The 24,902-nt window shown below is 43.4% G+C and carries 17 protein-coding genes; 6 read left to right on the plus strand and 11 right to left on the minus strand.

Annotated elements, in window-relative coordinates:
* Positions 1-9 precede the first annotated feature (9 nt).
* Positions 10-8,664, plus strand: coding sequence for a tandem-95 repeat protein (locus AB4307_RS20025; protein ID WP_372133181.1), 8,655 nt, complete (start codon positions 10-12; stop codon positions 8,662-8,664).
* 87 nt (positions 8,665-8,751) lie between these two features.
* Here the strand turns inward: AB4307_RS20025 and AB4307_RS20030 are convergent, their stop codons facing one another.
* Together AB4307_RS20030 and AB4307_RS20035 are read right to left on the minus strand one after the other, a co-directional pair.
* The gene (locus AB4307_RS20030; RefSeq protein ID WP_137002008.1) at positions 8,752-9,945 is read right to left on the minus strand and encodes a class I SAM-dependent methyltransferase; all 1,194 of its coding nucleotides are present in this window, start codon (positions 9,943-9,945) and stop codon (positions 8,752-8,754) included.
* Positions 9,946-10,074: 129 nt separating this feature from the next.
* On the minus strand, positions 10,075-11,478 hold the full coding sequence (locus AB4307_RS20035; protein ID WP_017068925.1) for a methyl-accepting chemotaxis protein: 1,404 nt from the start codon (positions 11,476-11,478) through the stop codon (positions 10,075-10,077).
* Positions 11,479-11,566: 88 nt separating this feature from the next.
* On the opposite strand from AB4307_RS20035, the gene yccX reads away from it, so the two are divergent.
* Entirely contained in the window at positions 11,567-11,854 is a 288-nt protein-coding gene (gene yccX / locus AB4307_RS20040; RefSeq protein WP_017059706.1) for an acylphosphatase, read from the plus strand.
* A gap of 59 nt (positions 11,855-11,913) precedes the next feature.
* On the opposite strand, the gene AB4307_RS20045 is transcribed toward yccX, so the two are convergent.
* The 6 genes from AB4307_RS20045 to AB4307_RS20070 all read right to left on the minus strand — a co-directional run bounded on the left by AB4307_RS20045 (position 11,914) and on the right by AB4307_RS20070 (position 17,543).
* Positions 11,914-12,243, minus strand: a complete 330-nt coding sequence (locus AB4307_RS20045) for a TusE/DsrC/DsvC family sulfur relay protein (RefSeq protein ID WP_017057205.1) — start codon at positions 12,241-12,243, stop codon at positions 11,914-11,916.
* 160 nt (positions 12,244-12,403) lie between these two features.
* Positions 12,404-13,069, minus strand: coding sequence for a Bax inhibitor-1/YccA family protein (locus AB4307_RS20050; protein ID WP_017057206.1), 666 nt, complete (start codon positions 13,067-13,069; stop codon positions 12,404-12,406).
* 282 nt (positions 13,070-13,351) lie between these two features.
* Positions 13,352-14,116 (minus strand): amino acid ABC transporter ATP-binding protein, encoded by a 765-nt coding sequence (locus tag AB4307_RS20055; protein WP_017059704.1) that lies wholly within the window; start codon positions 14,114-14,116, stop codon positions 13,352-13,354.
* Positions 14,117-14,138: 22 nt separating this feature from the next.
* Complete coding sequence (locus AB4307_RS20060) at positions 14,139-15,236, minus strand: amino acid ABC transporter permease (RefSeq protein ID WP_017066317.1); 1,098 nt, start codon at positions 15,234-15,236, stop codon at positions 14,139-14,141.
* A gap of 1 nt (position 15,237) precedes the next feature.
* Positions 15,238-16,443 (minus strand): amino acid ABC transporter permease, encoded by a 1,206-nt coding sequence (locus AB4307_RS20065; RefSeq protein WP_017063829.1) that lies wholly within the window; start codon positions 16,441-16,443, stop codon positions 15,238-15,240.
* Positions 16,444-16,514: 71 nt separating this feature from the next.
* Positions 16,515-17,543, minus strand: coding sequence for an amino acid ABC transporter substrate-binding protein (locus AB4307_RS20070; RefSeq protein ID WP_017059701.1), 1,029 nt, complete (start codon positions 17,541-17,543; stop codon positions 16,515-16,517).
* Positions 17,544-18,023: 480 nt separating this feature from the next.
* Between AB4307_RS20070 and AB4307_RS20075 the strand changes: the two genes are divergently transcribed.
* A complete protein-coding gene (locus tag AB4307_RS20075) occupies positions 18,024-18,965 on the plus strand; it encodes a precorrin-2 dehydrogenase/sirohydrochlorin ferrochelatase family protein (RefSeq protein WP_017059700.1) in 942 nt (313 codons plus the stop codon).
* Positions 18,966-19,152: 187 nt separating this feature from the next.
* Here the strand turns inward: AB4307_RS20075 and AB4307_RS20080 are convergent, their stop codons facing one another.
* Both AB4307_RS20080 and AB4307_RS20085 read right to left on the minus strand, forming a co-directional pair.
* Positions 19,153-19,635, minus strand: a complete 483-nt coding sequence (locus AB4307_RS20080) for a YajQ family cyclic di-GMP-binding protein (RefSeq protein WP_017063832.1) — start codon at positions 19,633-19,635, stop codon at positions 19,153-19,155.
* 12 nt (positions 19,636-19,647) lie between these two features.
* Positions 19,648-20,706 carry a 3-deoxy-7-phosphoheptulonate synthase gene (locus AB4307_RS20085; RefSeq protein WP_102394015.1) on the minus strand — a complete coding sequence of 353 codons (1,059 nt, stop codon included), beginning with the start codon at positions 20,704-20,706 and terminating at the stop codon, positions 19,648-19,650.
* Between the two features lie 207 nt (positions 20,707-20,913).
* Here AB4307_RS20085 and AB4307_RS20090 point away from each other — a divergent pair, with 207 nt between their 5' ends.
* Positions 20,914-21,801, plus strand: a complete 888-nt coding sequence (locus tag AB4307_RS20090) for a putative PEP-binding protein (RefSeq protein WP_017059697.1) — start codon at positions 20,914-20,916, stop codon at positions 21,799-21,801.
* A 176-nt stretch (positions 21,802-21,977) separates the two neighbouring features.
* Positions 21,978-22,463, plus strand: a complete 486-nt coding sequence (locus AB4307_RS20095) for a PaaI family thioesterase (protein ID WP_017059696.1) — start codon at positions 21,978-21,980, stop codon at positions 22,461-22,463.
* 108 nt (positions 22,464-22,571) lie between these two features.
* On the opposite strand, the gene AB4307_RS20100 is transcribed toward AB4307_RS20095, so the two are convergent.
* Positions 22,572-23,927, minus strand: a complete 1,356-nt coding sequence (locus tag AB4307_RS20100; protein WP_017063834.1) for a hypothetical protein — start codon at positions 23,925-23,927, stop codon at positions 22,572-22,574.
* A 28-nt stretch (positions 23,928-23,955) separates the two neighbouring features.
* Here AB4307_RS20100 and AB4307_RS20105 point away from each other — a divergent pair, with 28 nt between their 5' ends.
* Complete coding sequence (locus tag AB4307_RS20105; protein WP_017059694.1) at positions 23,956-24,864, plus strand: CvfB family protein; 909 nt, start codon at positions 23,956-23,958, stop codon at positions 24,862-24,864.
* Positions 24,865-24,902 lie beyond the last annotated feature (38 nt).

Genomic DNA, 24,902 nt, shown 5'->3' on the forward strand with positions numbered 1-24,902 from the left:
AACTTGACGGTGACGCCAGTCAACGATGCGCCTGTAGCCATCAGTGATTCTTACAAAAACGTTCAAGAAACCATATTGCTCACTGAGTCATTCGAAAATATGGCAAACCCAGCGGGTTGGACGGTTGTTTCTAAAGACCCATCAGAGGTATGGGACTTTACTAATGGTATAGAGATTGAGCGAGACGGCTTAATTGTTGATGCTACCGACGGTGATTTTTACGCAGAGCTAGACCCACATAAAAACACGGTGATGACGACATCAATTGATACGTCGGATCAAGACTCTTTGAGGGTAGAGTTCGATTATAACCCTCGCCAAGACGGCAACTCGTCGTCTGATATGACTTTTACTGTTGGGAATACAACTATTACGCTGCATGCGGATGGAACAGTGACTGCTCCAGAAGGCATTTCTGTAACACTAGATGGTCCGGATAACAAAGGTTGGTATCAAGCAAATGCTGAGTTTGATGTTAGTAGTGATGCTACTTTAATCGCTTTTGCTGGTGCGGGTAAATCTGATTCGCTTGGTGCGTTCATCGATAACATTACAGTTACCGGAATAGATGCACCCAAACTCATAACGGAAGAAGATCAGGCTCTTACTATTAGTGGTAGTGAGCTGCTAGCCAATGATTTCGATGTTGATGGGGATGACATAACCATTTTTTCTGTCAACGCAACCGATGCTACAAACGGTTCTGTTCAGCTGATAGATGGCAATGTCGTGTTTGAACCTAACCAAGACTTCAATGGTGAAGCGACTTTCGAATACACCATTGTTGATACTCATGGTGAAAAAAGCACTACGACAGTGACCGTTAATGTAACACCAGTAAATGATGACCCTATCGCGAACGATGATTCAAGAGCATTAGGTGATAACCTGATCGTCAATGGTAGCTTTGAAGACTATGAATCGGTATCAAATGCCGGTTGGGGTTCTCGAATCGATCAACTAGATGGTTGGTCCTACGATGCAAGAACTGGTGCTTTAGATTCAGTTCAAGAAGGCTATGCTGTTGATGAAACAGACGGCGATCGTATGATTGATATGGAAGGTAACGGTGACAATGTAACCCTTACCCAACAAATTCAAGGTGTAGAAAGCGGTACCTTATACCAACTGTCTTTTGATACGGCAATGTACGAACGATTGCCAAGTGCTGAGCTTGAGGTCATTTGGAACGGCGAAGTTGTTGCTACGATCACCCCTGAAAGTAACATAATGCAAACCCAGTTATTGGAATTATTAGGTGGGAGTGGAGATGGTTCAAATACCCTTTCATTTAGAGAAGTTGGCACTGAAGGCGACAAGAGTGGGACTTATCTAGACAATATCAAATTTCAAGAAGTGATTAAAAATCTTCAGACACAAGAAGATGTAACTCTCGATATACCTAGTAGCGAGTTACTTTCGAATGACTCTGATGTTGATGGTGATACGTTAATCATTTTAGATAGTTTAGTGATTGATCCAACATACGGTCAGGTTGAGTTAGTTGAGCTACAAGATGGTTCTCAGACCGTTCGTTACACTCCAGCGGATGACTTCAATGGTATCGCTACGTTTACTTACACAGTTTCTGACGGTAAAGGTGGTACTGATTCCGCCGTGGTTACGATTAATGTCACTCCAGAAAATGATGCTCCAATATTTGTCAAAGATGGAGTGCCGATTGGCGATACTGATCAAATAAGTGTATCGACTAAAGAGGATAACTCTGTATCTGGTAAGGTTACTGCAACCGATATTGACGACACTGACCTGACTTACACGGTGAGCCAACCTACAAACGGTAGTGTTGAGATCGACCCTGAAACGGGCGAGTGGAAGTACACTCCGAACAACGAGTTTGATGGAGATGATTCATTTGTTGTTGCCGTGTCGGACGGTAACGGTGGTACAGATACGGTTGTAGTGAATGTTGATGTATTACCTGTTGCTGAGCTAACAGTTACTGCTGGCCAACCAGTGACAGAAGCAGAAGAAGCGTTCCTATCTTTTGAAATCAACCTAGATGAGCTTGTCTCTGAGAACGTTGGTCTTGCTCTTACACTAGGGGCGGCAGGGGATTCTGCAACTAAAGGTGTCGATTACGAAGACAATATTTACGTTAAAGATGGACAAGATTATAAAGCGCTTTCAGAGCAGGAGCTTGCCGATCTAATTATTGCTAGCGGCTCGGGTAGCTTAGAAGTCTTCATCAAGGTTCTTGATGATAAATTGCTTGAGGGTGAAGAGACTGTAACCCTAAAAGCTAGCTCAACTAGTGAGTTTGTTGAAAATGACAAACAGGACTCAGGTACAGCTAAGATTGTCGATGAGACAGACACAAACGACAAAGATACCGTTACAGTTGGGCTGACTGGTCCCGATTCAGTTATTGAGGGTGATAAGACAAGTCCATTTACGATTACGCTAAGTGAGCAAGTGCCTGAAGATAGTGTGGTTACTCTTCAGTACTCTTACACAAATGCGAGCAATGAAGATATTGTTGAAGTTATAACTGTAAACGTAGACGCAAATACAAATACAGCGACCTTTGAGATTCAAACTGAACAAGACAACGAATACGAAGTTGGACAAGAGTTTAACGTTAGTGTTGTATCCGTAACCCAAGATGGTACCGATGTATTTGAGAAGCTAGATACTTCTAGTGCTGATAAAAATGTAGCTATTGACGATAGCCATGATAACCCGCCAAAAGCTGAAGACTTCTCTATTTCTCTCAATGCAGATGGCTCTTCGCAAGTTATTTTCGATACCGGGATGGGGACTATCGAAGGTGATGGTACAGACCATATTTCTGATAATGAAGATGATAACGATAATGACGCAGATACAAATCTCGGCGTGATCATCACAGAGCTGCCTGATTCAGGAACTCTTTACTATGTCGATGGTAATAACAAGGTTGAAGTGGTAGTTGGGCAGACGTATGCAGATCCTAACAACATCGTTTATGAAGATGACCAAGAATCAACAGGCTTCTTCTTAGGTGTTGATGATACATCCACATTAGATAAAGGCCCTCATAGCACTGCAGAGTTTCATAACTGGGGTGATGAAGTAGATGCGTATACTCGCGAACTGAAGTTTGATAATGGTGATGTCGTCACCATTACCTCGGAAGGTCGAAATAACGTTGACGCCAAGCCTTTAGTACAGAACAACAGCCAGCAAGGCCATATGGGTTTCGGTATTGCATCGACTAATCGCGGTATTCACCAAGATGAGGTAATCAACATTGATTTCTCTTCTCGTCCAGCGGACTCAGTAACGGTTGGTCTAAGCGGTTTGGGTGGCTGGTTTGCCCCAAATGCTGATGATAGTGTTCAATCAAGAGCCGAGATTACAGTCACCTTTGATTATGGTAATGGTGTCACAGAAGACAAAACCTTCCTTTATGATGACACCCACAATAATCAAAATGTCACGATTGTCGCTCCTGAAGGTGCTGAGATTGTTTCGGTGGAAGCAAGCACACAAGGACCAGGTAACTGGGAGCTGACTTCTCTTGAAGCTAAGGCGTCAGATTCATTCGAATATAAAGCGGTAGACAGTGATGGTAACGAAAGTGAAGTTAAGACAGTTACTATCGATAAGTCTGGTGACCTGAATGCGAATAACGATCCGCAAGGCTTCGAAGTTAAACTGGGTGAGTTCAGTGAAGACAACGACTCTCCATGGTCAGCCGAAGGCGCTGAGCTAAATGCTAGCTTCAATGGCCAAGATAAAGACTTCGCACACAGCGGCATTAAGATTGGTGTTGCCGGCAAAGTAGGTGGATTGGGTGCTCAGATTGAATATGATCGTGCAGAGCAGCAATCTGAGAAGTTTGAAATCAACTTAGATAGCCCTGCTACTCAGTTTACATTTTCAGTATCTAACTTGTTTAAAAACGAAGGTAATGACGGTGATTTCACTGATAACCATGAACAAGGCAGTTGGGTAGCGTACCTCAATGGCGTAGCGGTTGCAGGTGATACGTTTATTGCTGAAGACGGTAACAATAAAGGTACTTACGAAATAACACCGCTTGGTCCTGATGGTACTCCAATCGCGTTTGATACTGTGGTATTTGAAGCAACTGAGTATTCCAACCAAGCAACGAATGATAATGATGCGTCAGATTACTTCCTAACTGGTTTTAAAGCCTCTAGTGAAGGCGCGTATGCAGTGAATCAAGGCGGCATTCTTGAGATTCCAACATCGAAGCTTGCTGGCATTATCGGTTCTGAGCTTCTAAATAACGATATCGATTCAGATGGCGACAATCTACGTATTACCTATGTATACGGTGAAACGGAAGGTAATGCGTATATCAAAGACGGCATCGTATACTTTGATTTAACTGGCGATGATTTTGTCGGTGAAACAACGTTTAAATATCAGGTTACTGATGATAATGGCCAAATCGCGAGTGCTGAAGTTAATGTTATCGTCAACCCTTTACCGACTCCTTCTAGTGTTGCGTCTGTAGACCTGCTAGCAGACTCAGTAGTTGAAGGTGATGATCTTGGCTTTAAAGTAATTCTGGATTCAAGTGCACTTGTTGAGTCTGTATTGGACGTTACTTTTGGTAAGAACACGGATGCTGCGAATGATTCGGGTGAAGAAAAAGATCTCGACGTGAGTCAGGTTCGTTTTACTAATGGCGTCACCTATGATCAGCAAAGTGGAAAACTGATTGTCCCAATTGGAGTGAAGGACTTTGCAATCTTGATTCCGACAATTGATGACAGTCTCCATGAGATCGCTGAAACCTACACCGTGACTGTTGGTGGTGAATCCTCTGTGGGTAGCATTACTGATAACGATGAAGCTCCAATTATCGATACAGTGAGCAACGCGGTTAATCTAAATAATGAACAAGTAATTGAAGGCGATATAGCCGTCTTCACCGTGAACCTAGTTAACACAAGCAGCCAAGAGACTCGATTCGACTGGTCGTTAAACTCAGGTTCTGCCGAGCTCGGTGATAACAAAGATTTCACCGACAACGTAGAGTTCACTGAGGGCGTGACGCTTGTTAATGGTCAGCTTGTTGTGCCTGCGGGAGTAACGTCGTTTGACATCAAGGTACCAACTAACGAAGACGGCATTGATGAGTTAAATGAGAACTTCACGCTCGAAGTGGATGGTAAGCAAGGTATTGCGACGATCATTGATAACGATGAAGCACCGCAAGCACAGGACTCACATGTCATTGGCGATGAGGCACAAGCCCAAGGTTCATCGATTACGTTTAAGTGGGCCGATTTCAACGTTTCTGATGCAGATTCCAGCGAATTGTCGATTGTTATCACTAGTGCTCCAGGTGCGGGTGATATGTATCTGTACAACGAATCTACTGATGAATGGGTTCTGTTAAATACTGAAACGATTGGTACAGGTGTATCAGTAAGCCAAGAGCAGGTAGAACAAGGTTTCTTGATATTCAACCCAGTAAGCTATGAATCTAGTACATCAATGTTTGATGAAGATAATGTAGTAACTGGTAATAATCAGCAAGATTATGCGGAGTTTAACTACCACAGTTCTGATGGCATCAACACCAGCTCTAGTACGACGATGTCGATTGATATTCGCCCTGATACGACACTTGCCAAGTTAGTTGTAGAATCACCAAATGTAGATTTAGATGAAGGTTTTAAGTTAGAGCAATGGGAGAACCTAGACTTTGATTACAACAATGGTAGCGGTGTCGCTCCGGACGTTGTTGAACAAGCAATCGAGTCTGCAGGTGTTGCCAACACTTCAGAAGTTACACAGACGCCAGACTTTGGCACTCAGAACTCTCCAGCTATCGAAAACATTTCGAGCAAACTTACTGGTTTGGTATTCCTAGTTGCTGGTGAGTCATACGTGTTTAGCGGTCATGCAGATGATTCATTTAGACTTGAAGTCGGTGGTGAAACCATGGCCTCTCAAACTTGGGGCGGAGGCGGTACCTATGAGTCTTCAGCCTTTGTACCATCGGCATCTGGTTGGTACACAATTACTGCATTCCACGACAACGAGGCTGGTCCAGGTAATGCCACTATCAGTGTCGCAGTTGGTGGTAATGAACCCGTAGACTTTAACACGGACAACTTCGATATTGTTCCGGATGTAAGTTCGCTTGAGGATAAAGTTAATATCGGGGCACAGGTTGAACATGAATCCTTAGAGGGTGGTTATTACCCAGCGTTCGATATTAATGAAGGGCTGGAAGATACCTTTATCAATGTCTCTAAGATCACTACGCAGCTTGTTGATACCGATGGTTCAGAGACATTGAGACTCGTCGTGTCCGGTTTGCCTGAAGGTTCAATTGTTAAACTTGGAGATCAGGAGCTTGTTGTTAATGCTGATGGTGAAGTTGATATATCTGCTTGGTTAACATCAAATGGTACTGCCGAAACAGTGCTCACTGATCTGATGATTCAGGTTGATGAGCCAGGCACTTATAGCGTTAAGATTGAAGCTATTTCAGACGAGATTGTCGGCGATACCAGTGAGATTTCGAGCGGGGCCTTCGACTTGATTGTTCATCCAGTGTCTGTTGGACCGGATGCTGAGAGTAAGGAAGCCTTTGGACAAGAAGATACTATTTTAGTGCTATCGATTGATGATTTTGGGATTGAGTCTGGCAACGATATAGTGATAACTCATCAACCACTCGATGGAGCGTTGGTGATTAACCTTGGTACTGTTCAAGAGCCAAATTGGCAGCCACTAAACTCGAGTCAGATTACATCGGCTCAATTAATTTCAGGCGTGATCGGCTTTAATCCAGATGCTAACGAATCTGGTTATGACGGCTTTAATGTTGATGGTGTAGGCAATAAATCGAATGACTACGCTGAAATTAAGTTCAAGGCTGTAAACGAGAATGGTACGTCAGAAGAGCATACGCTTACGGTAGATATTACGCCTGTGGCTGATGCCCCATTAGTAGCTGTTTCCATTGGGGATATTACCTTTTCCAACGGTATCGACGTATATCAAGAACTTGTTGGGTTCTCCCAGTTGACTACTACAGAGAAAAACACACTACTTACAGAACTTAAATTAGATGGTTTTGAGGAAGGCAGAGTACTTAACGCGGATATTCATGAGCACTTACATCAAGGCGGATCTAAGGACAAGCTTTATGTTGGTGACCAAAGTCAGGACTCGGACCACTATATAGGTGGTGCGGGCAACGATTGGTTCGTATCAGGCGCTGGAAATGACAAAATTGAAGGTGATGAAACTACCAGTGATATAGGTGTCGATGGGTATGACACTGTAATTTACTCAGGTCCAGTTTCTCAGTACATAATCACAGATCTAGGCGATCATGGTGGAGGTGTCGGCCACTGGCTAGTGCGAGATACGAAGGGGACCGATACACCTAATGATCAATATACTCCTTCTGATGAAAATGGAGACCACTTATATGAAATTGAACGATTGATTTTCTCTGATGCTATCGTTGAACTAAACAACATAGATGGAAGCTATCGTATTGTTCAACAACAGGAAATCCCTGTCGATATAAAGGTTTCTTTGCAAGATGCGGATGGCAGTGAAATCATTAAAGGTGATTCGGTTACGGTGAGTGGTATTCCGTCAGGGGCGAAACTGTATGTAGATGGAGTACTGCAAACGCCAGTCAATGGTACAAGTAATTACATACTTGCACTTGCTGTTGATGCAGCTGGAGTTGTGGGGACGGTAAGTGCTCAATTAGTATTCCCGGCGGATTATACTGGAAATCGTGATTTTGGTATTACAGTTGAAGCAGTTAGTGAAGAGCAATATGTTACGGGAGCGGACAAATTTGCAAGCTCTACGGCAACTGCAGAAATCGAGGTTCCTGAGCCCGTAACACCAACCGCGATTAGTTCTTCTGGAGATGTCACCGACACGATTACCGTAGATGGAGCTGACCTTCAATGGCAGAAGCATCAATTCTCTGCTGGGAATACAGAAAATGAGAGAACATCAACGTTTGATAATACAAACACCGATTACCTTGTTGATGTTGGCAAAGGTGGTGACTACGTTCAACTAGGAGGTGGAAACGACACGGTTTACCTTGGGGGGAGTGAGTCATTAGCCAAGAACCCTAAAGACGGTGCGGCTGAGCGTGATGATTTTGTATCGGAAGGCGATAGTTATAGACCAAGTATGAATAAGAATGACAGCATCGATATTGCTTTCACTGGTGACGGTAACGATACAGTTTACGGACAAGCAGGTATCGACGCTATCGATGGTGGTACTGGTAATGACTACTTAGATGGTGGGAGTGGTGATGACGCACTTAAAGGTGGAGTTGGTCAAGATACGCTGATTGGTGGTCTCGGAAACGATATCCTTATTGGTGGTGATGACGCTGATATATTCAAGTGGGTTGATGGTGATTTAGATGGAAGTACCGATCGAATCTCCGATTTTAGCATCGCGGAAGGAGATAAGGTTGATTTGTCTGACTTATTTGCTGATGCGCCAACTCAACAACAAGTCACTGAGTTGTTAGACAACATCGAGGTTGAAGGAGGCGAAGTTAACTCCGCCATGGTTGTAGAAAAAGATGGGCAGCAAGTTAAAATTGAATTTGATGGCCTCTCCGCTGCAGACTTGACGAATAGTTTGTCTGACATCCTAGTTATTAAAGACGATTGAGTTTGCTGATACTAATAAAAAACCGAGATTGAAGAATCTCGGTTTTTTATGAACTGTAACGCTGTTTCTTAGACTGGTAATTTGTATTTAAAGAACCTTACAAGCAAAACCTTTCAGGTAGAAACCTTCTGGGTAGGCAGTGTCTGTTAGGTGGTCGGCTGCTTGCTCGAAGCGTTCTACGAACTTAACAGTGCGGCCTGCATCTAATGCTGCATCAGCAATGATTTTTTGGAACAAATCAGTACCCATTAAGCCAGAGCAAGAGTAGGTGAGTAGAGTGCCACCTGGTTTCAGGATTTGCATCGCAAGCATGTTAACGTCTTTGTAGCCGTTAGCGCCTGAAGTTAGGTTATTCTTGCTTGAAACAAACTTTGGTGGGTCCATGATCACTACGTCAAACTTAGTGCCTTGGTCACGGTATTCACGAAGCAGTTTGAAAACGTCAGCGTTTAGGAACACAGCGCGCTTTTTCGAGATATCAAACTCATTAAGTTCAGCGTTGAGCTTAGCTGTATCAAGAGCAAGTTGAGATACATCAGCGTTGATAACACGCTTTGCGTCGCCTTTCAGTGCGTAAAGGCCAAAACCACCTGTATATGAGAAACAGTTAAGGACATCTTTGCCTTTAACGTACTTCATCGATTCTTTGCGGCTATCACGCTGGTCCATGTAAAAGCCTGTTTTGTGGCCTTCCATAATGTTCACGCTGATCTTAACGCCGTTTTCTTCAATCACGATAGACTTCGGTGGTTCTTCACCGTGCAGTACACCGACAACTTGTTCTAGACCTTCTTTTTTACGAACTGCTACGTCAGAGCGTTCGTAAATGTTGCAGTCTGGGAAGCACTCGATTAACGCTTCAACCAATACGCTTTTGTTATATTCAGCACCAGCACTTAGCAGTTGGCAAACTAGGAAGTCTTGGTATTTGTCGATTGTGATACCTGGCAAGCCATCAGATTCTGCGGCCGTTAGGCGGTAGCCCGTTAGACCATCACGTTCGATAATGTCCTCACGTAAAGACTGTGCGTCTTGAATTCGTTTTACGAAGAACGCCTTGTTGATCTCTTCTTTTTCAAATGTCCAAACACGAGCTCGAATTTGAGATTCTGGTGAGTAAGCCGCTTTTGCAAGCCACTGACCATTTTGAGCATATACGTCTACAGTTTCACCTTGTTTTGGTTCGCCTTCGACCTTATCGATACCGCGTGAAAATACCCAAGGGTGTTTGCGGCGTAGTGATTTATCTCGGCCTTTAGCTAGATGAATTGAAGGAGTCATAATTTACTCTGTTTGTTGAATTTGAAGGAGATGTATTGTCGGGGAAGTACAGGTGAAAAGCAAATAAGAAAGGGCTGCAAAAGCAGCCCTAGTAATGATTAATCAACACATTGTGGTTGGAGAACAGTATTAAGCTTTAAGACCTGTCAGTAAACCTTCCATCGTATCGCTTTGTTTACGAAGTTGGTCAACATTGGAATTACTCTTACTGATCATCTCGCAGATGCTGTCTGATTGATGGCGAATCTCTTCAACACTTTGTGCAATGTTGTCAGCAACTACGCCTTGTTCTTCAGCTGCGGTAGCAATTTGAGTGCTGCTATCTGAAATAGACTGGTTCTTTTCCGCTAATGAACCGATCTCGACGTTCACTTCTGACATCAGTGTTTGGCCTTCATTAGCATTGTTCACCGTGACTTCCATCAGCTTGGTCAGTGATTGGCTGTTACGTTGTAATGATTCAATCATGCTTTGGATTTCAACCGTTGCTTGCTGAGTACGACCGGCAAGGGCACGAACTTCATCGGCAACAACAGCAAATCCACGACCTTGCTCGCCAGCACGTGCGGCTTCGATAGCGGCGTTCAACGCCAACAGGTTAGTCTGTTCAGAAATACCGTTGATGGTTGTGACTACTTCATCGATCTGCGCTGCGTTGGCATCCAGTTCTTCTACTGCTTGTGAAGCGGACTGGATCTCTTGAGATAGGCTAGAGATAGACTCCAGTGTATTTGAAACCTTGACTTGACCGCTCTGAGCAACGCCGCGAGCGTCCATCGTTTGTGAACTAGACTCATGAGCAAGGGTAGCGACTTCGCGAATGGTAGCCGCCATTTGTTCCGTTGCACTTGCCAAGCTATTCAGGTGTTCCTGTTGGTTACCTGAGATGTCTGAACTTTGTTGTGTTGACTGGTTCAAGTCCGAGCTGATTTGCTGCATGAGAGCGACAGACTCTTGGATTGATAGAACCATGTTTTGTTCACGCTCCGCAACTTTATCGATTGTAATCGCGATTTCACTGAACTCGTCACGAACTAAGAAGTAGTTCATGCGGCAAGTTAAGTCGCCATTCGCTAGGGTGTTCAGAGCTTTGTTCATAGAGAACATTGCGCCGCCGATGAAAGTCATGATGTAGTAAACACCTAGTGCGATCAGCGTTAGGGTTACTGCGATAATTGAAACCTGAGTCGTCGATAGAGCAGACCAAAGGTTTTGGTCATGGTTAGCAACTAGGCTGAACGCTCCATTCATCACTGAAACAGAACCAGCACCGTAGCCTAAAGAGATGGTTTCAGAGCTGCTGACAAGCTGAGCTACTTGATCTTTAGTGAGTTGACCCGCTTCGATAAGCCCTTTCATCAAGAGCATTTCTTCTTGATAAAGGTGAGCAAGTAAAGAGTCCGCGGCACTATCTAAAACGAGAGTTAATATAACCAGGGCGAGAAGAGGCAATAAGAAGAGTAGATAGAACTTTTCTTGGATTTTTAGGTGAATGAGATATTTGTCAATCCAACGAAATGGGATTTCTTTCATAATCGTTATACTCGAAGTAAGTCCACCAATAAGCGGTGAATGAATAGAAACTCGACTATATCATTCATATAATTTATGAGGCAACGTTATGGAAAGTTCACAATATATTTTTGTCGTGTCAGGCGTAGTTCAATGTGTTGGGTTCCGTTACCACACCAGTAGGCAGGCGCAAGCTATGGGTCTCTCAGGTTATGCAAAGAACTTAAATGATGGTCGAGTTGAAGTGTTAGTTGTCGGAGAGAGTCAGCAAATTGAGAAGTTACATGCTTGGCTCTATATTGGCCCTTCGAGCGCAACAGTAGACAACGTTGTGATGCATCAAGTTAAAGATAGTGAACGCCAAGACGTACGCATAGGGGCGTTTAAAATACTGTAGTTGTAGCACTACAGTATTTTATATTGAACGTAACTTAATGACCTAAAGCGGGTTAGGTTTTACAAGCACTTTGCTGGTTTAGGTAAACCGGCGAGCTTGGTCGCTTGTTTTGCAGGGCCTTTTTTGAATAACTTGAAAAGGTACTTACTATTGCCTTTTTCTGGGCCGTGAGCTTTTTCCATTGCTTTAACGAGCATGCGAACCGCTGGTGAGGTGTTGAACTCTTCGTAAAAGCTCCTTACAAAATGTACGACTTCTAAGTGTGCATCTGTAAGTTCAATCGCCTCGTCTTGAGCAAGAATTTCAATCATGCCTTCTTCCCATTGCGTGTAATCCAATAGGTAGCCTTGAGCGTCGGTTTCGATTTGCTTGCCGTTATATTCAAACATGTTTAATCCAGAATCCAATTAACTATGCGGATAGGGTACATGACCAAGTTTGTCTTTCTCAACAGAAATTGTAGCTATCCAATGAAATATCGTACTTATAGATACAAAAAAGCCCAAGAGGTAGGCTCTTGGGCTAGATATTCTTCAATGATGGGAACGATTAGTCGTCGCTGCCCATGATGCCTAGGATGCTTAGTAGGCTGATGAAGATGTTGTAGATCGATACGTACAAGCTGATCGTTGCAGAGATGTAGTTTGTTTCACCGCCACGAATGATGTTTTGAGTTGTAAGCAAGATAACACCAGTCGAGAACAGGATGAACATACCGCTCATTGCCAATGATAGTAGAGGCATTTGTAGGAAGATGTTTGCAACCATACCTACAAGTAGTACTACGAAACCCGCTAATAGCATGCCATTAAGGAACGACAGGTCACGCTTAGTTGTTAGTGCGTAAGCTGATGCGCCCATAAACGCCAGTGCTGTACCGCCAAGTGCAGTTAGGATGACATCACCCATGCCTGCGCCAACGTACATGTTTAAGATTGGACCGATGGTGTAGCCTAAGAAACCTGTAAATAGGAATGTGAAGACTAGACCCATGCTGTTGTCACGGTTCTTTTCTGTTAGGAAAAGTAGGCCGTAGAAGCCAACTAGCATGATAATAAGACCCGGGCGAGGAAGGTTCATCGCCATGGATACGCCTGCTACAACAGCAGACCAAAGTAGTGTCATAGACAGTAATGCGTAGGTGTTACGCAACACTTTATTGGTTTGCAGAGCACTTTCTTGAGATGCTGTGCGTGAAAACATAGGGCTGTTCATAATCTTCCTCGTAAGGTGACTTCAATAGTTATTAGTACATTTATGGGGGTGAAAGTTCGAAAAATCAAGTCTCTCATTCCTCTTGTATACGTAAAATAATAATCAAAATAGTCGGTTAAGTGTTTCTGAAGGTGTAACAAAGTATTTCTTAAAGTGCAGTTAAGGTTCGTTGTTCAATTTTAATCGCACTGAATCGCTGTTTATAATCTTGAAAAACTAATTATAACACTGAAAACAAAGAGGCGACCTAAGCCGCCTCTGTAGTTTATGCATCATAACACATTAGTGGTGTAAGATTTGGCTTAAGAAGTTCTGCGTTCTGTCTGATTGTGGGTTTTCAAAGAAATCGACAGGGTTGTTCTCTTCTATGATTTCACCGGCATCCATGAAGATAACGCGATCCGCGACCTCTTTAGCAAAGCCCATCTCGTGCGTTACACAAAGCATCGTCATGCCTTCTTCTGCAAGCTCAACCATTACGTCTAACACCTCACGAACCATTTCTGGATCGAGCGCCGACGTTGGCTCATCAAACAGCATCACTTGAGGGTTCATACACAAAGAGCGAGCGATAGCTACACGCTGCTGTTGACCACCTGAAAGCTGACCTGGGAACTTGTCCGCTTGCTCAGGGATTTTTACGCGCTCTAGGTACTTCATTGCAATCGCTTCGGCTTCTTCTTTTGGCATCTTTTTGACCCAGATTGGAGCCAGAGTACAGTTCTCTAATACAGTCAGATGTGGAAACAGATTGAAGTGTTGGAAACACATGCCGACATCTCTACGCACGGCTTCGATGTTCTTTAGGTCTTCCGTTAATTCATTACCTGAAACGAAGATATGACCTTTTTGGTGCTCTTCTAATCGGTTGATGCAGCGGATCATCGTTGATTTACCAGAGCCTGAAGGGCCACAGATAACGATTTTCTCGCCTTTTTTAACTTCTAAATTGATGTTCTTAAGTACGTGGAATTCACCGTACCACTTGTTCATGTCTTTCAACTCGATCATAAGACCTTGAGAGTTGTTTTCTGTCTGCTGCGTCATAATACGTCCTTGATCTTGTTAATTATCGTTTGTGACCGGTGTGAAGTCTGTTTTCTAGCCATATCGAATATCTCGACATGCCAAAACAAAACACCCAGAACACTAACGCGACAAATACATAACTTTCTGTTGAATACCCAAGCCATTCAGGGTCGGTATTCGCGGCTTGGCCAATTCCTAGTACATCAAACATACCAATAATCAAAACAAGACTGGTATCTTTAAACAAACCAATGAAGGTGTTCACAATTGAAGGAATCGTGATTTTAAGAGCTTGAGGTAGAATGATAAGCCCGGTCTTTTTCCAGTAGCTTAACCCCAGAGCATCAGCTGCTTCGTATTGGCCTTTTGGTATTGCTTGTAGACCACCTCGAATTACTTCGGCCATGTAGGCTGCACTGAATAGAACTACCCCTACAAGTGCTCGAATGAGCTTATCGGTTTCTGTCCCTTCTGATAAAAAGAGTGGCAGCATTACTGAAGCCATGAATAGAACTGTAATGAGCGGTACGCCACGCCAAATTTCGATGTATACGGTACACATACTGCGAATGATCGGCATCTCTGAGCGACGCCCAAGAGCAAGTGCAACACCAATAGGGAGTGACACTACAATACCAACAAGTGCGATGACCAGTGTAACCAATAGGCCGCCCCATTTATGGGTATCAACAACTTCTAACCCAAAGACGCCACCGTATAGCAAGCCGGCAATGATAAATGGGTAGATGTTGACGAAGAACAACCAAATCCACGTACGTTTAGGTGTTTTTTCATAAGCCAGTAAGGCTACAAAAATGGCCAACGTTGCGTAGAAGAGGCGAGGTCGCCACAGTTCAGCTTCTGGGTAGAAGCCATACATGAATTGGTCCCAACGAACGCTGATAAAAACCCAACAAGCGCCTTCGCTAGTACAGGCATCGCGTGTGGTTCCTATCCAGTCGGCACTGATGAATGCCCAATCCGCTATTGCCCATAATAGGGTGAAAGCAAAGTAAGCAAGAATCACAGTGACGACGCTGTTAACAGGTCCATTAAATAGATTTTTTCTTAACCAACCGACTGGCCCAACGGTATTCGCTGGAGGCGGAAGATCAGGTTGAAATTGATGTGTACTCATCTTATCTCTCCACCAATGCTACTTTGCGGTTGTATATGTTCATTAGAGCGGACGTTAATAGGCTCAAGGTTAGGTAGACGCCCATTGTCATCGCGATTACTTCGATAGCTTGTCCAGTTTGGTTAAGTGTTGTTCCTGCAAATACAGAGACAAGATCAGGATAACCAATGGCCATCGCAAGTGATGAGTTTTTGGTCAGGTTTAGATACTGACTGGTTAGTGGTGGGATAATGATTCTTAATGCTTGTGGAATAATGACAAGCTTTAGAGTTCTAGAACGTGGGATGCCTAGAGACATCGCAGCCTCAGTTTGCCCATGGTTTACCGCGTTAATACCTGAACGAACAATCTCAGCAATGAACGCTGCTGTATAGATACTTAAAGCGAGCATCAATGCAGCAAGCTCAGGGATTATCGTAACACCACCCTTGAAGTTAAACCCTTTCAACACAGGGTAATCTGCAGAGATAGGCATGCCCATAACAAAGTAAGTTATCAACGGTAAGCCTAAAATCAACGCAGCGGCAATTCGCAACATCGGTGTTTGTTGGCCGGTCAGTTTCTGTCTGTTCTTAGCCCAGATGTTGATAATAAACGTAGCGATAATACCGACAATCAATGATGCGATGACAATGCTACTGCCTTGCTCAAAGACTGGAGCAGGGAAGTACAACCCGCGTACGTTCAAGAAAATTGCTTCACCTAGACTCATACTTTGACGAGCAGAAGGCAAGGCTTGTAGAACGGCGAAATACCAGAAAAAGATTTGTAATAGCAGAGGGATATTTCGGAATATCTCAATGTAGACAGCTGCAAATCGGCTAACTAGCCAGTTTGAAGAGAGTCTAGCGATACCCATACTAAAGCCCAGCACTGTCGCTAGCATGATGCCGAGTACTGAAACCAAAGCGGTATTGAGAAGACCGATAAAGAATGTACGACCGTATGAGTAGGTCTCGTCGTATTCAATCAGTGTTAAGCCGATACCAAAACCAGCTTCTTGTGAGAGAAAATCAAAACCAGTGGTGATACCACGGGAATCTAAGTTTGTGAGTGCATTATTTACAATCGTGTAAAAGAAAGCACAAAGCGCCCCGACGGCGATAATTTGGAAAATGATGGAGCGAAAAGTGGGGTTGTAAAATAAGTTGGCACTTTTGGGCTGTGGCTTTGCCTGAGCTGGAGAAATAGTTTCATTAGGTTTCATACTACTATAACCTCAAATCCATTTAATAAATAGGGCGGAAAACTCCGCCCTAATTGATGCTTGAAAATTTATTAACGGATTGGTGGAGCGTACATAAAGCCGCCCGCATTCCATAATGCATTTACACCACGAGAGATTTGAAGTGGAGAACCTGTACCAACAGTACGCTCAAAACTCTCACCGTAGTTACCAACTTGCTTAATTACTTGGTAACCCCAGTCGTCGCGAATGCCAAGGCCTTTACCTTTAGGACCGTCCACACCAAGAATACGTTTGATGTTTGGATCTTTTGACTTAAGCATTTCGTCTGCATTTTTAGAGGAGATGCCGTATTCTTCCGCGTTAATCATTGCTGAAAGTGTCCACTTAGCAACGTTAAACCATTGATCATCATCTTGACGAACAACAGGGCCTAGAGGCTCTTTAGAGATGATTTCAGGAAGTACTTCTGCAGATTTAGGATCAGCTAGGTTTAGGCGAAGTGCGTATAGACCAGATTGGTCAGTTGTTAGTACGTCACAACGACCTGCGTCGAAACCTTTCGATGTTTGTGCTGCCGTATCGAATACCACTGGCTTGTAAGACATGCCACTGTTACGGAAGTAATCGGCTAGGTTAAGTTCAGTTGTTGTACCTGATTGAACACATACAGAAGCGCCATCAAGCTCTTGAGCACTTGTTAGGCCAAGTTCTTTCTTAACCATGAAGCCTTGACCATCGTAGTAGTTAACGCCTACGAAGTTCAAACCTAGAGCAGTGTCACGATGTAATGTCCATGTTGTGTTACGAGATAGTACGTCGATTTCGCCAGATTGAAGCGCAGTAAAACGCTCTTTTGCTGTTAGAGGTACATACTTAACTTTAGTCTTGTCACCGAGTACAGCCGCTGCAAGAGCTTGACAATACTCAACATCAATTCCTTCCCATTCACCTTTTGAGTTAGGGTTAGAGAACCCTGGAAGACCGGTACTTACACCACAAGTTAGAAAACCTTGAGATGTGACTTTGTCCAGAGTGCTTTCTGCCGCTGATGCCGATGTTGCCATCATCGCAGTTGATGCAGCTACTACTGAAGCAAGAAGTGTTAGTTTATTTGTCATTTGTATCCTTCCTTGTTAACCAGGTGACACCTGATACTCGTGCTCGTTTGAGTTTCTCTTATGTATTGCGTTTTCTATGACCTTGTTGTTCAAATTAAACGAGTTGCATTTTGCAAATGAAACTGTGTGCGATTTAAACAACTGTTTATAAGGTTAGGAAAGGATCCGTAGTTTCACAAATGTATAATTTAAAAAGAATTTTGAATGAAATCACAAATCCGAACACAATTAGAATGACCAAATGTTAAGTGAATGTAAATAGTGCAACGGTTCACACTGTTGGTGCAACGAGATTTAGATTTTTATATTGATAATCGACTAGATAAATATTCTGAATAAACATCACAATGATAAAATATTAAACTTAAGAAATGTTGAAATTTGGTCAATAAATATTTTTATTACACTTCGATAGTTATGAATATGCTCCAAATTTGGTAGCATGGCTGAATAGTTATTGAAGTAGTCTCAAGGAAGAACATGCGTTATTTCCCAATGTTTTTGGATGTAGAAAATAAGCCAATCTTAGTGGTTGGTGGGGGTGAGGTTGCTTGCCGTAAAGTCGATAGCTTACTACGAGCGGGAGCGGATGTGACTTTGGTGTCTCCCAAGGTAGCGCCTTACTTAAAGCAGCTTGTGGACGAGAACAAGCTTCACTGGGTTCAAAACTTTTACTCGTCACAGATCATATCGAAAAATTACTTGCAGGTTTGGGCCACAACAGACAACCCAAGCTTGAATCACCAAGTGTATAATGATGCGAAAAAACTGGGCATTTTAGTCAATGTGGTTGACGATCTTCCTTATTGCGACTTCATCACACCTTCGATGATAAATCGCGGCAGAATCCAAATTGCCATCTCTAGTGGCGGGGCATCACCTGTTTTAGTAAGAAATATCAGAGAAAAACTCGAAACGGTATTGCCACAAAACATAGGTTTGATAGCAGACTTCGGTGCATCAAAACGCAATTCAATCAAAGAGTCATTCCCAACCGTCGACGAGCGTCGTAAATTTTGGGAGCGTTTCTTGTCATCCAGCTTTATCGAGCAGGTGAATGACAGAGAGCAGTTAGAGTCTTACTACCAGCAAGCGCTAACCGAAGGCATTGATAGCGAAGGGCAGGTGACTTGGATTGAATTCGAGCAAGATGTCGAGCTGCTGTCTATGAAGGCTTTACGTTTGATGCAGGAGGCAGAGCTCGTACTTTCACCGAGCGATTGTCCATTTGAATTTATCGACCTGTGCCGCCGAGATGCAGAAAGAGAGAGCTACGCCAACAGCGGAGAGCTATCAACAAAGCTTGAGCAAGCAAGAGCAGAGAAATTACGAGTGTGTGTGTTTATTCCACCAGCAAGCGTAGAGTTTAATCTGTTGGTCGGCAAAGACCTAAAATTGTCAGCAGCCCAAGTACTCAGTTGAGGTAATTGCTTCTAGTTGAAATGAGAGCTTTCTGGTTGTTTGAAATCGGCTAGAGGCTCGGAATAAAACTAAAGCTGGACCAGATAAATAAAAAGCCACTTCAAAAGAAGTGGCTTTTTGCTATTTCAAACACGACATTGTGCTGATGAATGAGCAACCCAAATAGGCGGTCACTCAAACTCAAAAATTAGTCGCGGAAGTTGTCAAACTGGAAAGGTTGACCAAGTTCACCGCCGCGAACTAGAGCCATAACAGCTTGTAGGTCATCACGCTTCTTACCAGTAACACGAACTTTGTCGCCTTGGATAGAAGCTTGAACTTTAACTTTGTTGTCTTTGATTAGCTTAACGATCTTCTTAGCGACATCAGTTTCAATGCCTTGCTTAAAGATAACCGTTTGGTGCCAAGTGCGACCTGTTTGGTCTGCCGCTTTCGCTTCCATCGCGTTAGGATCAACATTACGCTTCGTTAGGTTGCTGCGAAGGATATCGCGCATTTGCTTCAGTTGAAAATCGTCTTGAGCAGTCAATTTTACTGATTCATCTTTGTAATCAAAGCTTGCGTCAACGCCGCGGAAATCGAAACGAGTCGATAGTTCACGGTTTGCGTTGTCTACTGCGTTACGCAGTTCTACTGCTTCTACTTCAGAGATAATGTCAAATGATGGCATTGTGTTGTTTCCTTAAGCTAAGTTTCTATCTTTAATTGCTGTTGCAAGCATGTCTAGCATTGTTGCAGTATCTTCCCAGCTTAGGCATGGGTCAGTAATCGACTTGCCATATTCTAGGTTGTTAATGTCTGTCATTGGCTGGTTGCCTTCAATAATGAAGCTCTCTGCCATAATGCCTGCAATTTGGTTCTTGTTAGATTTAATTTGCTCACAAATGTCTTGTGCAACTTCTAACTGCTTACGGTGTTGCTTCTGACAGTTAGCGTGGCTAAAGTCTACAACCAAACGTTGAGGTAGATCGAATTCAGCCAGTTGCTTACATGCAGTATCTACAGATTCAGCGTCGAAGTTAGGGCCTTTATCACCACCACGTAGAATAACGTGACCGTATGGGTTGCCAGAAGTACGGTAAACCGTCATGCGGCCGTTCTTATCTGGAGAGTAGAAGTAGTGTGAAGCATGTGCTGCACGAATTGCATCGATAGCAATCTTGATGTTGCCGTTGGTCGCGTTCTTGAAGCCAACAGGGCAAGACAGTGCAGAAGCCATTTCACGGTGAATCTGAGATTCAGTTGTACGAGCGCCAATCGCACCCCAAGTGATAAGGTCTGCAATGTACTGACCTGTGATCATATCAAGGAATTCAGTCGCGGTAGCGAGGCCAAGCTTGTTGATATCTAGCAGAAGCTTACGAGCTTTGCTCAAGCCTGTTTCAAGTGCGTATGAACCATCAAGGTTAGGATCTGTAATCAAACCCTTCCAACCTACAACAGTACGAGGCTTCTCGAAGTAGGTTCTCATTACAACGAACAGTTCATCTTTGTACTGGTCTTGAATTTTGCTTAGGCGCTCAGCGTAATCAAGTGCCGCATCTGTATCGTGAACAGAGCAAGGGCCTACGATAACTAATAGGCGGTTATCACGACCAGTTAGGATATCTTCGATTTGGCGGCGAGAATTTTTAATGCGCTCAGCAACGTCGTCAGTAATAGGGTGTGCATTGCCTAGTTCGGCAGGAGTTGGCATAGGACCCAGAGCTTGGGTTCTCAACTCATCAGTTTTTAATGGCATGTGATAGCTTTTTTATTCTATTGCGGAGTGGTTAAGATAACGGAATTGAACAGAGGAATAAACTCTATTGAGTCAAAGTTATCTCAGTTATTGCTAATATTCTTATTTTTATCAGCAGGCCAGCGTCAAATAAGGGATTTTCACTTGTATTAACAGGCAGCTATCGGTATTTTCGTTTGAACACAACATAAAAATGCTGGAGCAGCAATGACTCAAGAAAATCAAAGCACTTTGCACCCAGAACTCGTCTTAGGTGATGTGCTGCCTTCTTACAACGATAATAATAATTCTAACCACTTATACGTTTCATTATCAGAATTAGTGATGGATCGTGTCTTCTACCACCCAAGTATCGAGAGTCACTTAGATACTTTGACTGATATTGAAAAAACGTCTTTAGAAGCGATCCTTGGTGATAAAACAGTCGATGAGCATTTTGTTTCGACCTTAGTGATTGCCATTCAAGCTGCCGTTCAGCCAAATCACACTTCTGTTCGTATCGCATTAAGCAGTGCAGACAGCTATGGATTCCGTTCGCTGCTTGGCGGGAACTGTGAAGCAGAAGAGATTAACCCTGCACTAGGTGTTCGTGGCGTTGCTCGTTACGCGACACCAGAATACAGCAAGGCTTTCGCTTTAGAATGTCAGGTTATTAAGGCATTACGTGAGCAGGGCATCAACGTTGAAGTAGTTGTGCCTTACGTTCGTGCGTTAAGCGATGCCGCTAAGATTATTGACCTGCTTGCCGAGCAAGGGCTACCACGCGGCCTTAACGGTTTGAAAGTACTGTTCTCGTGTGATGTGCCGTCTGCAGTGCTACTGAGCGAACGTTTACTGCACTACTTCGATGGTGTAGTGGTAAACGTTGATAGCTTAGCGTCTTTCACTTTAGGCGTAGACAAACACAATGAAGCTCAGCAACACGCTTTTGATCCACAAAACGAAGCGGTTATTACCTTGTTGGATATGATTGTTAAAGCAACCCTGAACGCGAAGAAGCCAGTGCTGCTAGTTACGCAAGGTTTAGTCGATTATCCACGTCTACAAGGTTACATTGCTGACCTTGAAGGCGTAGAAACGGTCGTGACTGCATAAATCGGTTTGTTGTCTTAGTAAGTCAACTGGCTCTATCCGTTTATTTGAAGCGCTAAAGCTTTGAGAATGAAAGAGATATCATTATGCGATGATATCTCTTTTTTGTAACATTTTTTTGACATCTCTATCGCTAATCGATTAACTGGTCTGATGACTGATTTGACTAGGTAATCCGAATGTTGACCCCTCTACAAAAAGCAAATTTCTACTTAAGCATGTTTGGCTTTTTCAAAGTCCCACTTATCTGGTTGTGCCGACCAAAACTACTCGCGTTGGACAACCAACATGTTGAAGTGAAAATCCCGCTTAGAAGGCGTACTAAGAATCACCTTAACAGTATGTACTTTGGCGTTTTGGCTGTAGGTGCGGATGTCGCGGGTGGGTTTCTTGCGATGAGCAAATCTCAGCAGCAAGGTGAAAAGATCTCGTTGGCTTTTAAAGAGGTGACGGGTAACTTTTTGAAGCGCCCTGAAGGTGATGTGCATTTCACTTGTAACGACGGTGAGCTGATCAACACTATGCTGGCAGAAACCATGTCGACCGGAGAACGGGTCAATCAACCCGTAACCATTATCGCGACTTGCCCATCTTTACATGGTGACGAGCCGATGGCGGAGTTCACGCTCACGCTTTCAATTAAGAAAGTCCCTTCAAGAAAATAGCGATTAAATAATAGATTTTGGTTTAGAAGTCATGGGTAACGTTGAAGAGATAAAACAACGGTATGTGAATGGTTTCCACATACCGTTATAGAGAACTTTATAACGGCTCTATGACTCTTGAGTGATCTGCTCAATATCAACTATTTTTGAACGGTTCATAACGATCTTCCAACGGTAGTAGGTTGGTTCGTTATCATGGTTGTTCTCTTTAATGATCAGGTTGAGAAGATGACGCTTTTCTACTGATTCGCGGCTCACTTGTCCTTCATTCAAGCGGTAGATCTTGTTTGAGCCTTTATCCATCAACCGTGTCAGCGCTCTGAGGCTGATCGATAACGTTTCACGAGTCTCCTCATAACCACTCATAAAGGTCGATGTCGACATCTCAGTATGAGAGCGGTAATGCAAGATTTGCTCTTCACGTTGTACCACACGCTTTTTACGGATCGACTGAATGCGATCTGCAAGCTTAGAAAAATTTGCGTAGTCCAACCATTCCAGTTTATGGCCTACTGACTTGTTGGTCGTTGGATCATAGTAACGACGCTTCCATTTTGGCTTGCCTTTACGCAGCCAGCGCCAAAGGATGTCTCTCAAGTCATCTTTAAAGATCTCACGCAGTGCGTAAATGAAAGACATTGCCACGATGAAAGAGGCGGTAATCTCACCAAGAAAGTCACGAGCCAAGATCACAGTAGTGGTCACGACAACCATCACCAAACCGGTCGCGATGCCTTTCACGGCACGCTTAACGTTCTTACCCATCGACGTTGTCTTTTCTTTAAGCACGATAGGGTGTTCAATCAAACGACGCAGCAAACGCATCTTGTTACTCAAGCGGGTAACGTCCTCTCGAACTCTTGCTGAGTTGTAGCGGTTCAGTTTACGGTGCGCGGTCTCTTTATCACAAAGCGTTAAGAGTCGTTCTTTAATCGTTGAATACTCACTACCTCGTGGCATGTGTGAAACTAGCGATAGGAACTTTTGCTCGGTATACCAAGATAGGTAGTTATCGATATTAGCGTAGTAGCGCTTGAGATTTTCTTCGTAAGGGATGCTTCGGCGTAGCTTCTTCAAGATATCTAAAGCCAATTCAATGACTTCATCTACTTCATCAGCCGTTACGTCGTCACTATCAGTTTTATTTAAGCTGCTGACTGCTTTATCTAACGCGATAACATATTGGTAGGCAAACAGACTCAAACTGACACGATACTGTGTTGTAGATAAGCGTCCACGTTTTGCCAAGCGACTGTGTACCAAAGGTAAAAGTGTTTTGTCACTATAGTAGGCACGTTTTTGAGTGATTGAGCTGTAGAAAAAGGCACTTTCAGAAAGCACTTCAGGAGTCAGTCCAAGTTCACCGGGAATGAATAGATAAACGTCCATGTCGAGCTTTTTTGTCTTAGCCATGGCATGGTTAATTTTAAGTGTTATCGCATCTTGTTTATCAACGGTGATCAACGATGTCTCCTAGAATGTAAAAATATGAATGAAACTAGCGAAAGCATATCAGAGATCACGTATAATCTCCGCCAAATTTAAAGTAGAGACAACCTTGATGATTAATATTGGTCAAATAAACAACTTAGAAGTAGTAAAACAAGCAGACTTCGGTGTATTCCTTGACGCGAGCGACTATGGAACCGTGTTGCTGCCGAAACGATTTACTCCTGAAGGTGTTGAAATTGGTCAAAAGCTAGATGTTTTCTTATACATAGATTCTGACAACCAGATCGCTGCAACGACTGAAAAACCAATAGCTCAAGTAGGCCAGTTTGGTTTGATGACGGTTGAAGGTGTTAACAGCACTGGTGCATTCATGAGCTGGGGCGTGAAAGGTAAAGACCTTCTTGTTCCTTTCAGCGAGCAGCGTGGCCGTTTAAACGAAGGTCAGTCAATCTTAGTATATGTGTATATCGATAAAGCATCGAGCCGTATCGTTGGTACAACGAAGTTCAACAAATGGTTAGACAACACGCCTGCGACTTATAAGCAAAATGAGCAAGTCGATCTCATTATCGCTGAGCGCAGCCAGTTAGGTTACAAAGCGATCGTGAACGGTGAACACTGGGGTATGATTTTCCCATCTGACATCATCGGTAAGCTGTTCATTGGTAAAACACTAAAAGGCTACATTAAAAACGTTCGTGAAGAAGACGGTAAGATTGATTTGTCTCTTCAGAAGGTTGGTGTGGCTAAGATGGATGACCTAAGCACTAAGGTTCTTGACCTGCTTGAGAAGAAAGGCGGTTACCTGCCTTTGAATGATAAGTCTTCTCCTGAAGTTATTTTCTCTGCATTCAGAACCAGCAAAGGTACGTTCAAGAAGACAATTGGTGGTCTATACAAATCTGGCAAGATCACTATCGACAAAGAAGGTATCAGCTTAGTTAAGTAAGCGGTCCTTTCGGTCAAAAAAAAAGGTTCATCGCGGCT

The sequence above is a fragment of the Vibrio sp. 10N.261.52.C2 genome, assembly GCF_041471425.1.
GTDB lineage: Bacteria > Pseudomonadota > Gammaproteobacteria > Enterobacterales > Vibrionaceae > Vibrio > Vibrio crassostreae_C.

Excerpts from the sequence above, each read along its gene's own strand:
- AB4307_RS20065 (WP_017063829.1), bottom strand. The coding sequence starts at position 16,443 with ATGAAACCTAATGAAACTATTTCTCCAGCTCAGGCAAAGCCACAGCCC.
- AB4307_RS20070 (WP_017059701.1), bottom strand. The coding sequence starts at position 17,543 with ATGACAAATAAACTAACACTTCTTGCTTCAGTAGTAGCTGCATCAACT.
- AB4307_RS20080 (WP_017063832.1), bottom strand. The coding sequence starts at position 19,635 with ATGCCATCATTTGACATTATCTCTGAAGTAGAAGCAGTAGAACTGCGT.
- AB4307_RS20075 (WP_017059700.1), top strand. The coding sequence starts at position 18,024 with ATGCGTTATTTCCCAATGTTTTTGGATGTAGAAAATAAGCCAATCTTA.
- AB4307_RS20055 (WP_017059704.1), bottom strand. The coding sequence starts at position 14,116 with ATGACGCAGCAGACAGAAAACAACTCTCAAGGTCTTATGATCGAGTTG.
- AB4307_RS20060 (WP_017066317.1), bottom strand. The coding sequence starts at position 15,236 with ATGAGTACACATCAATTTCAACCTGATCTTCCGCCTCCAGCGAATACC.
- AB4307_RS20035 (WP_017068925.1), bottom strand. The coding sequence starts at position 11,478 with ATGAAAGAAATCCCATTTCGTTGGATTGACAAATATCTCATTCACCTA.
- AB4307_RS20030 (WP_137002008.1), bottom strand. The coding sequence starts at position 9,945 with ATGACTCCTTCAATTCATCTAGCTAAAGGCCGAGATAAATCACTACGC.
- AB4307_RS20085 (WP_102394015.1), bottom strand. The coding sequence starts at position 20,706 with ATGCCATTAAAAACTGATGAGTTGAGAACCCAAGCTCTGGGTCCTATG.
- AB4307_RS20090 (WP_017059697.1), top strand. The coding sequence starts at position 20,914 with ATGACTCAAGAAAATCAAAGCACTTTGCACCCAGAACTCGTCTTAGGT.
- yccX (WP_017059706.1), top strand. The coding sequence starts at position 11,567 with ATGGAAAGTTCACAATATATTTTTGTCGTGTCAGGCGTAGTTCAATGT.
- AB4307_RS20045 (WP_017057205.1), bottom strand. The coding sequence starts at position 12,243 with ATGTTTGAATATAACGGCAAGCAAATCGAAACCGACGCTCAAGGCTAC.
- AB4307_RS20050 (WP_017057206.1), bottom strand. The coding sequence starts at position 13,069 with ATGAACAGCCCTATGTTTTCACGCACAGCATCTCAAGAAAGTGCTCTG.
- AB4307_RS20095 (WP_017059696.1), top strand. The coding sequence starts at position 21,978 with ATGTTGACCCCTCTACAAAAAGCAAATTTCTACTTAAGCATGTTTGGC.
- AB4307_RS20105 (WP_017059694.1), top strand. The coding sequence starts at position 23,956 with ATGAAACTAGCGAAAGCATATCAGAGATCACGTATAATCTCCGCCAAA.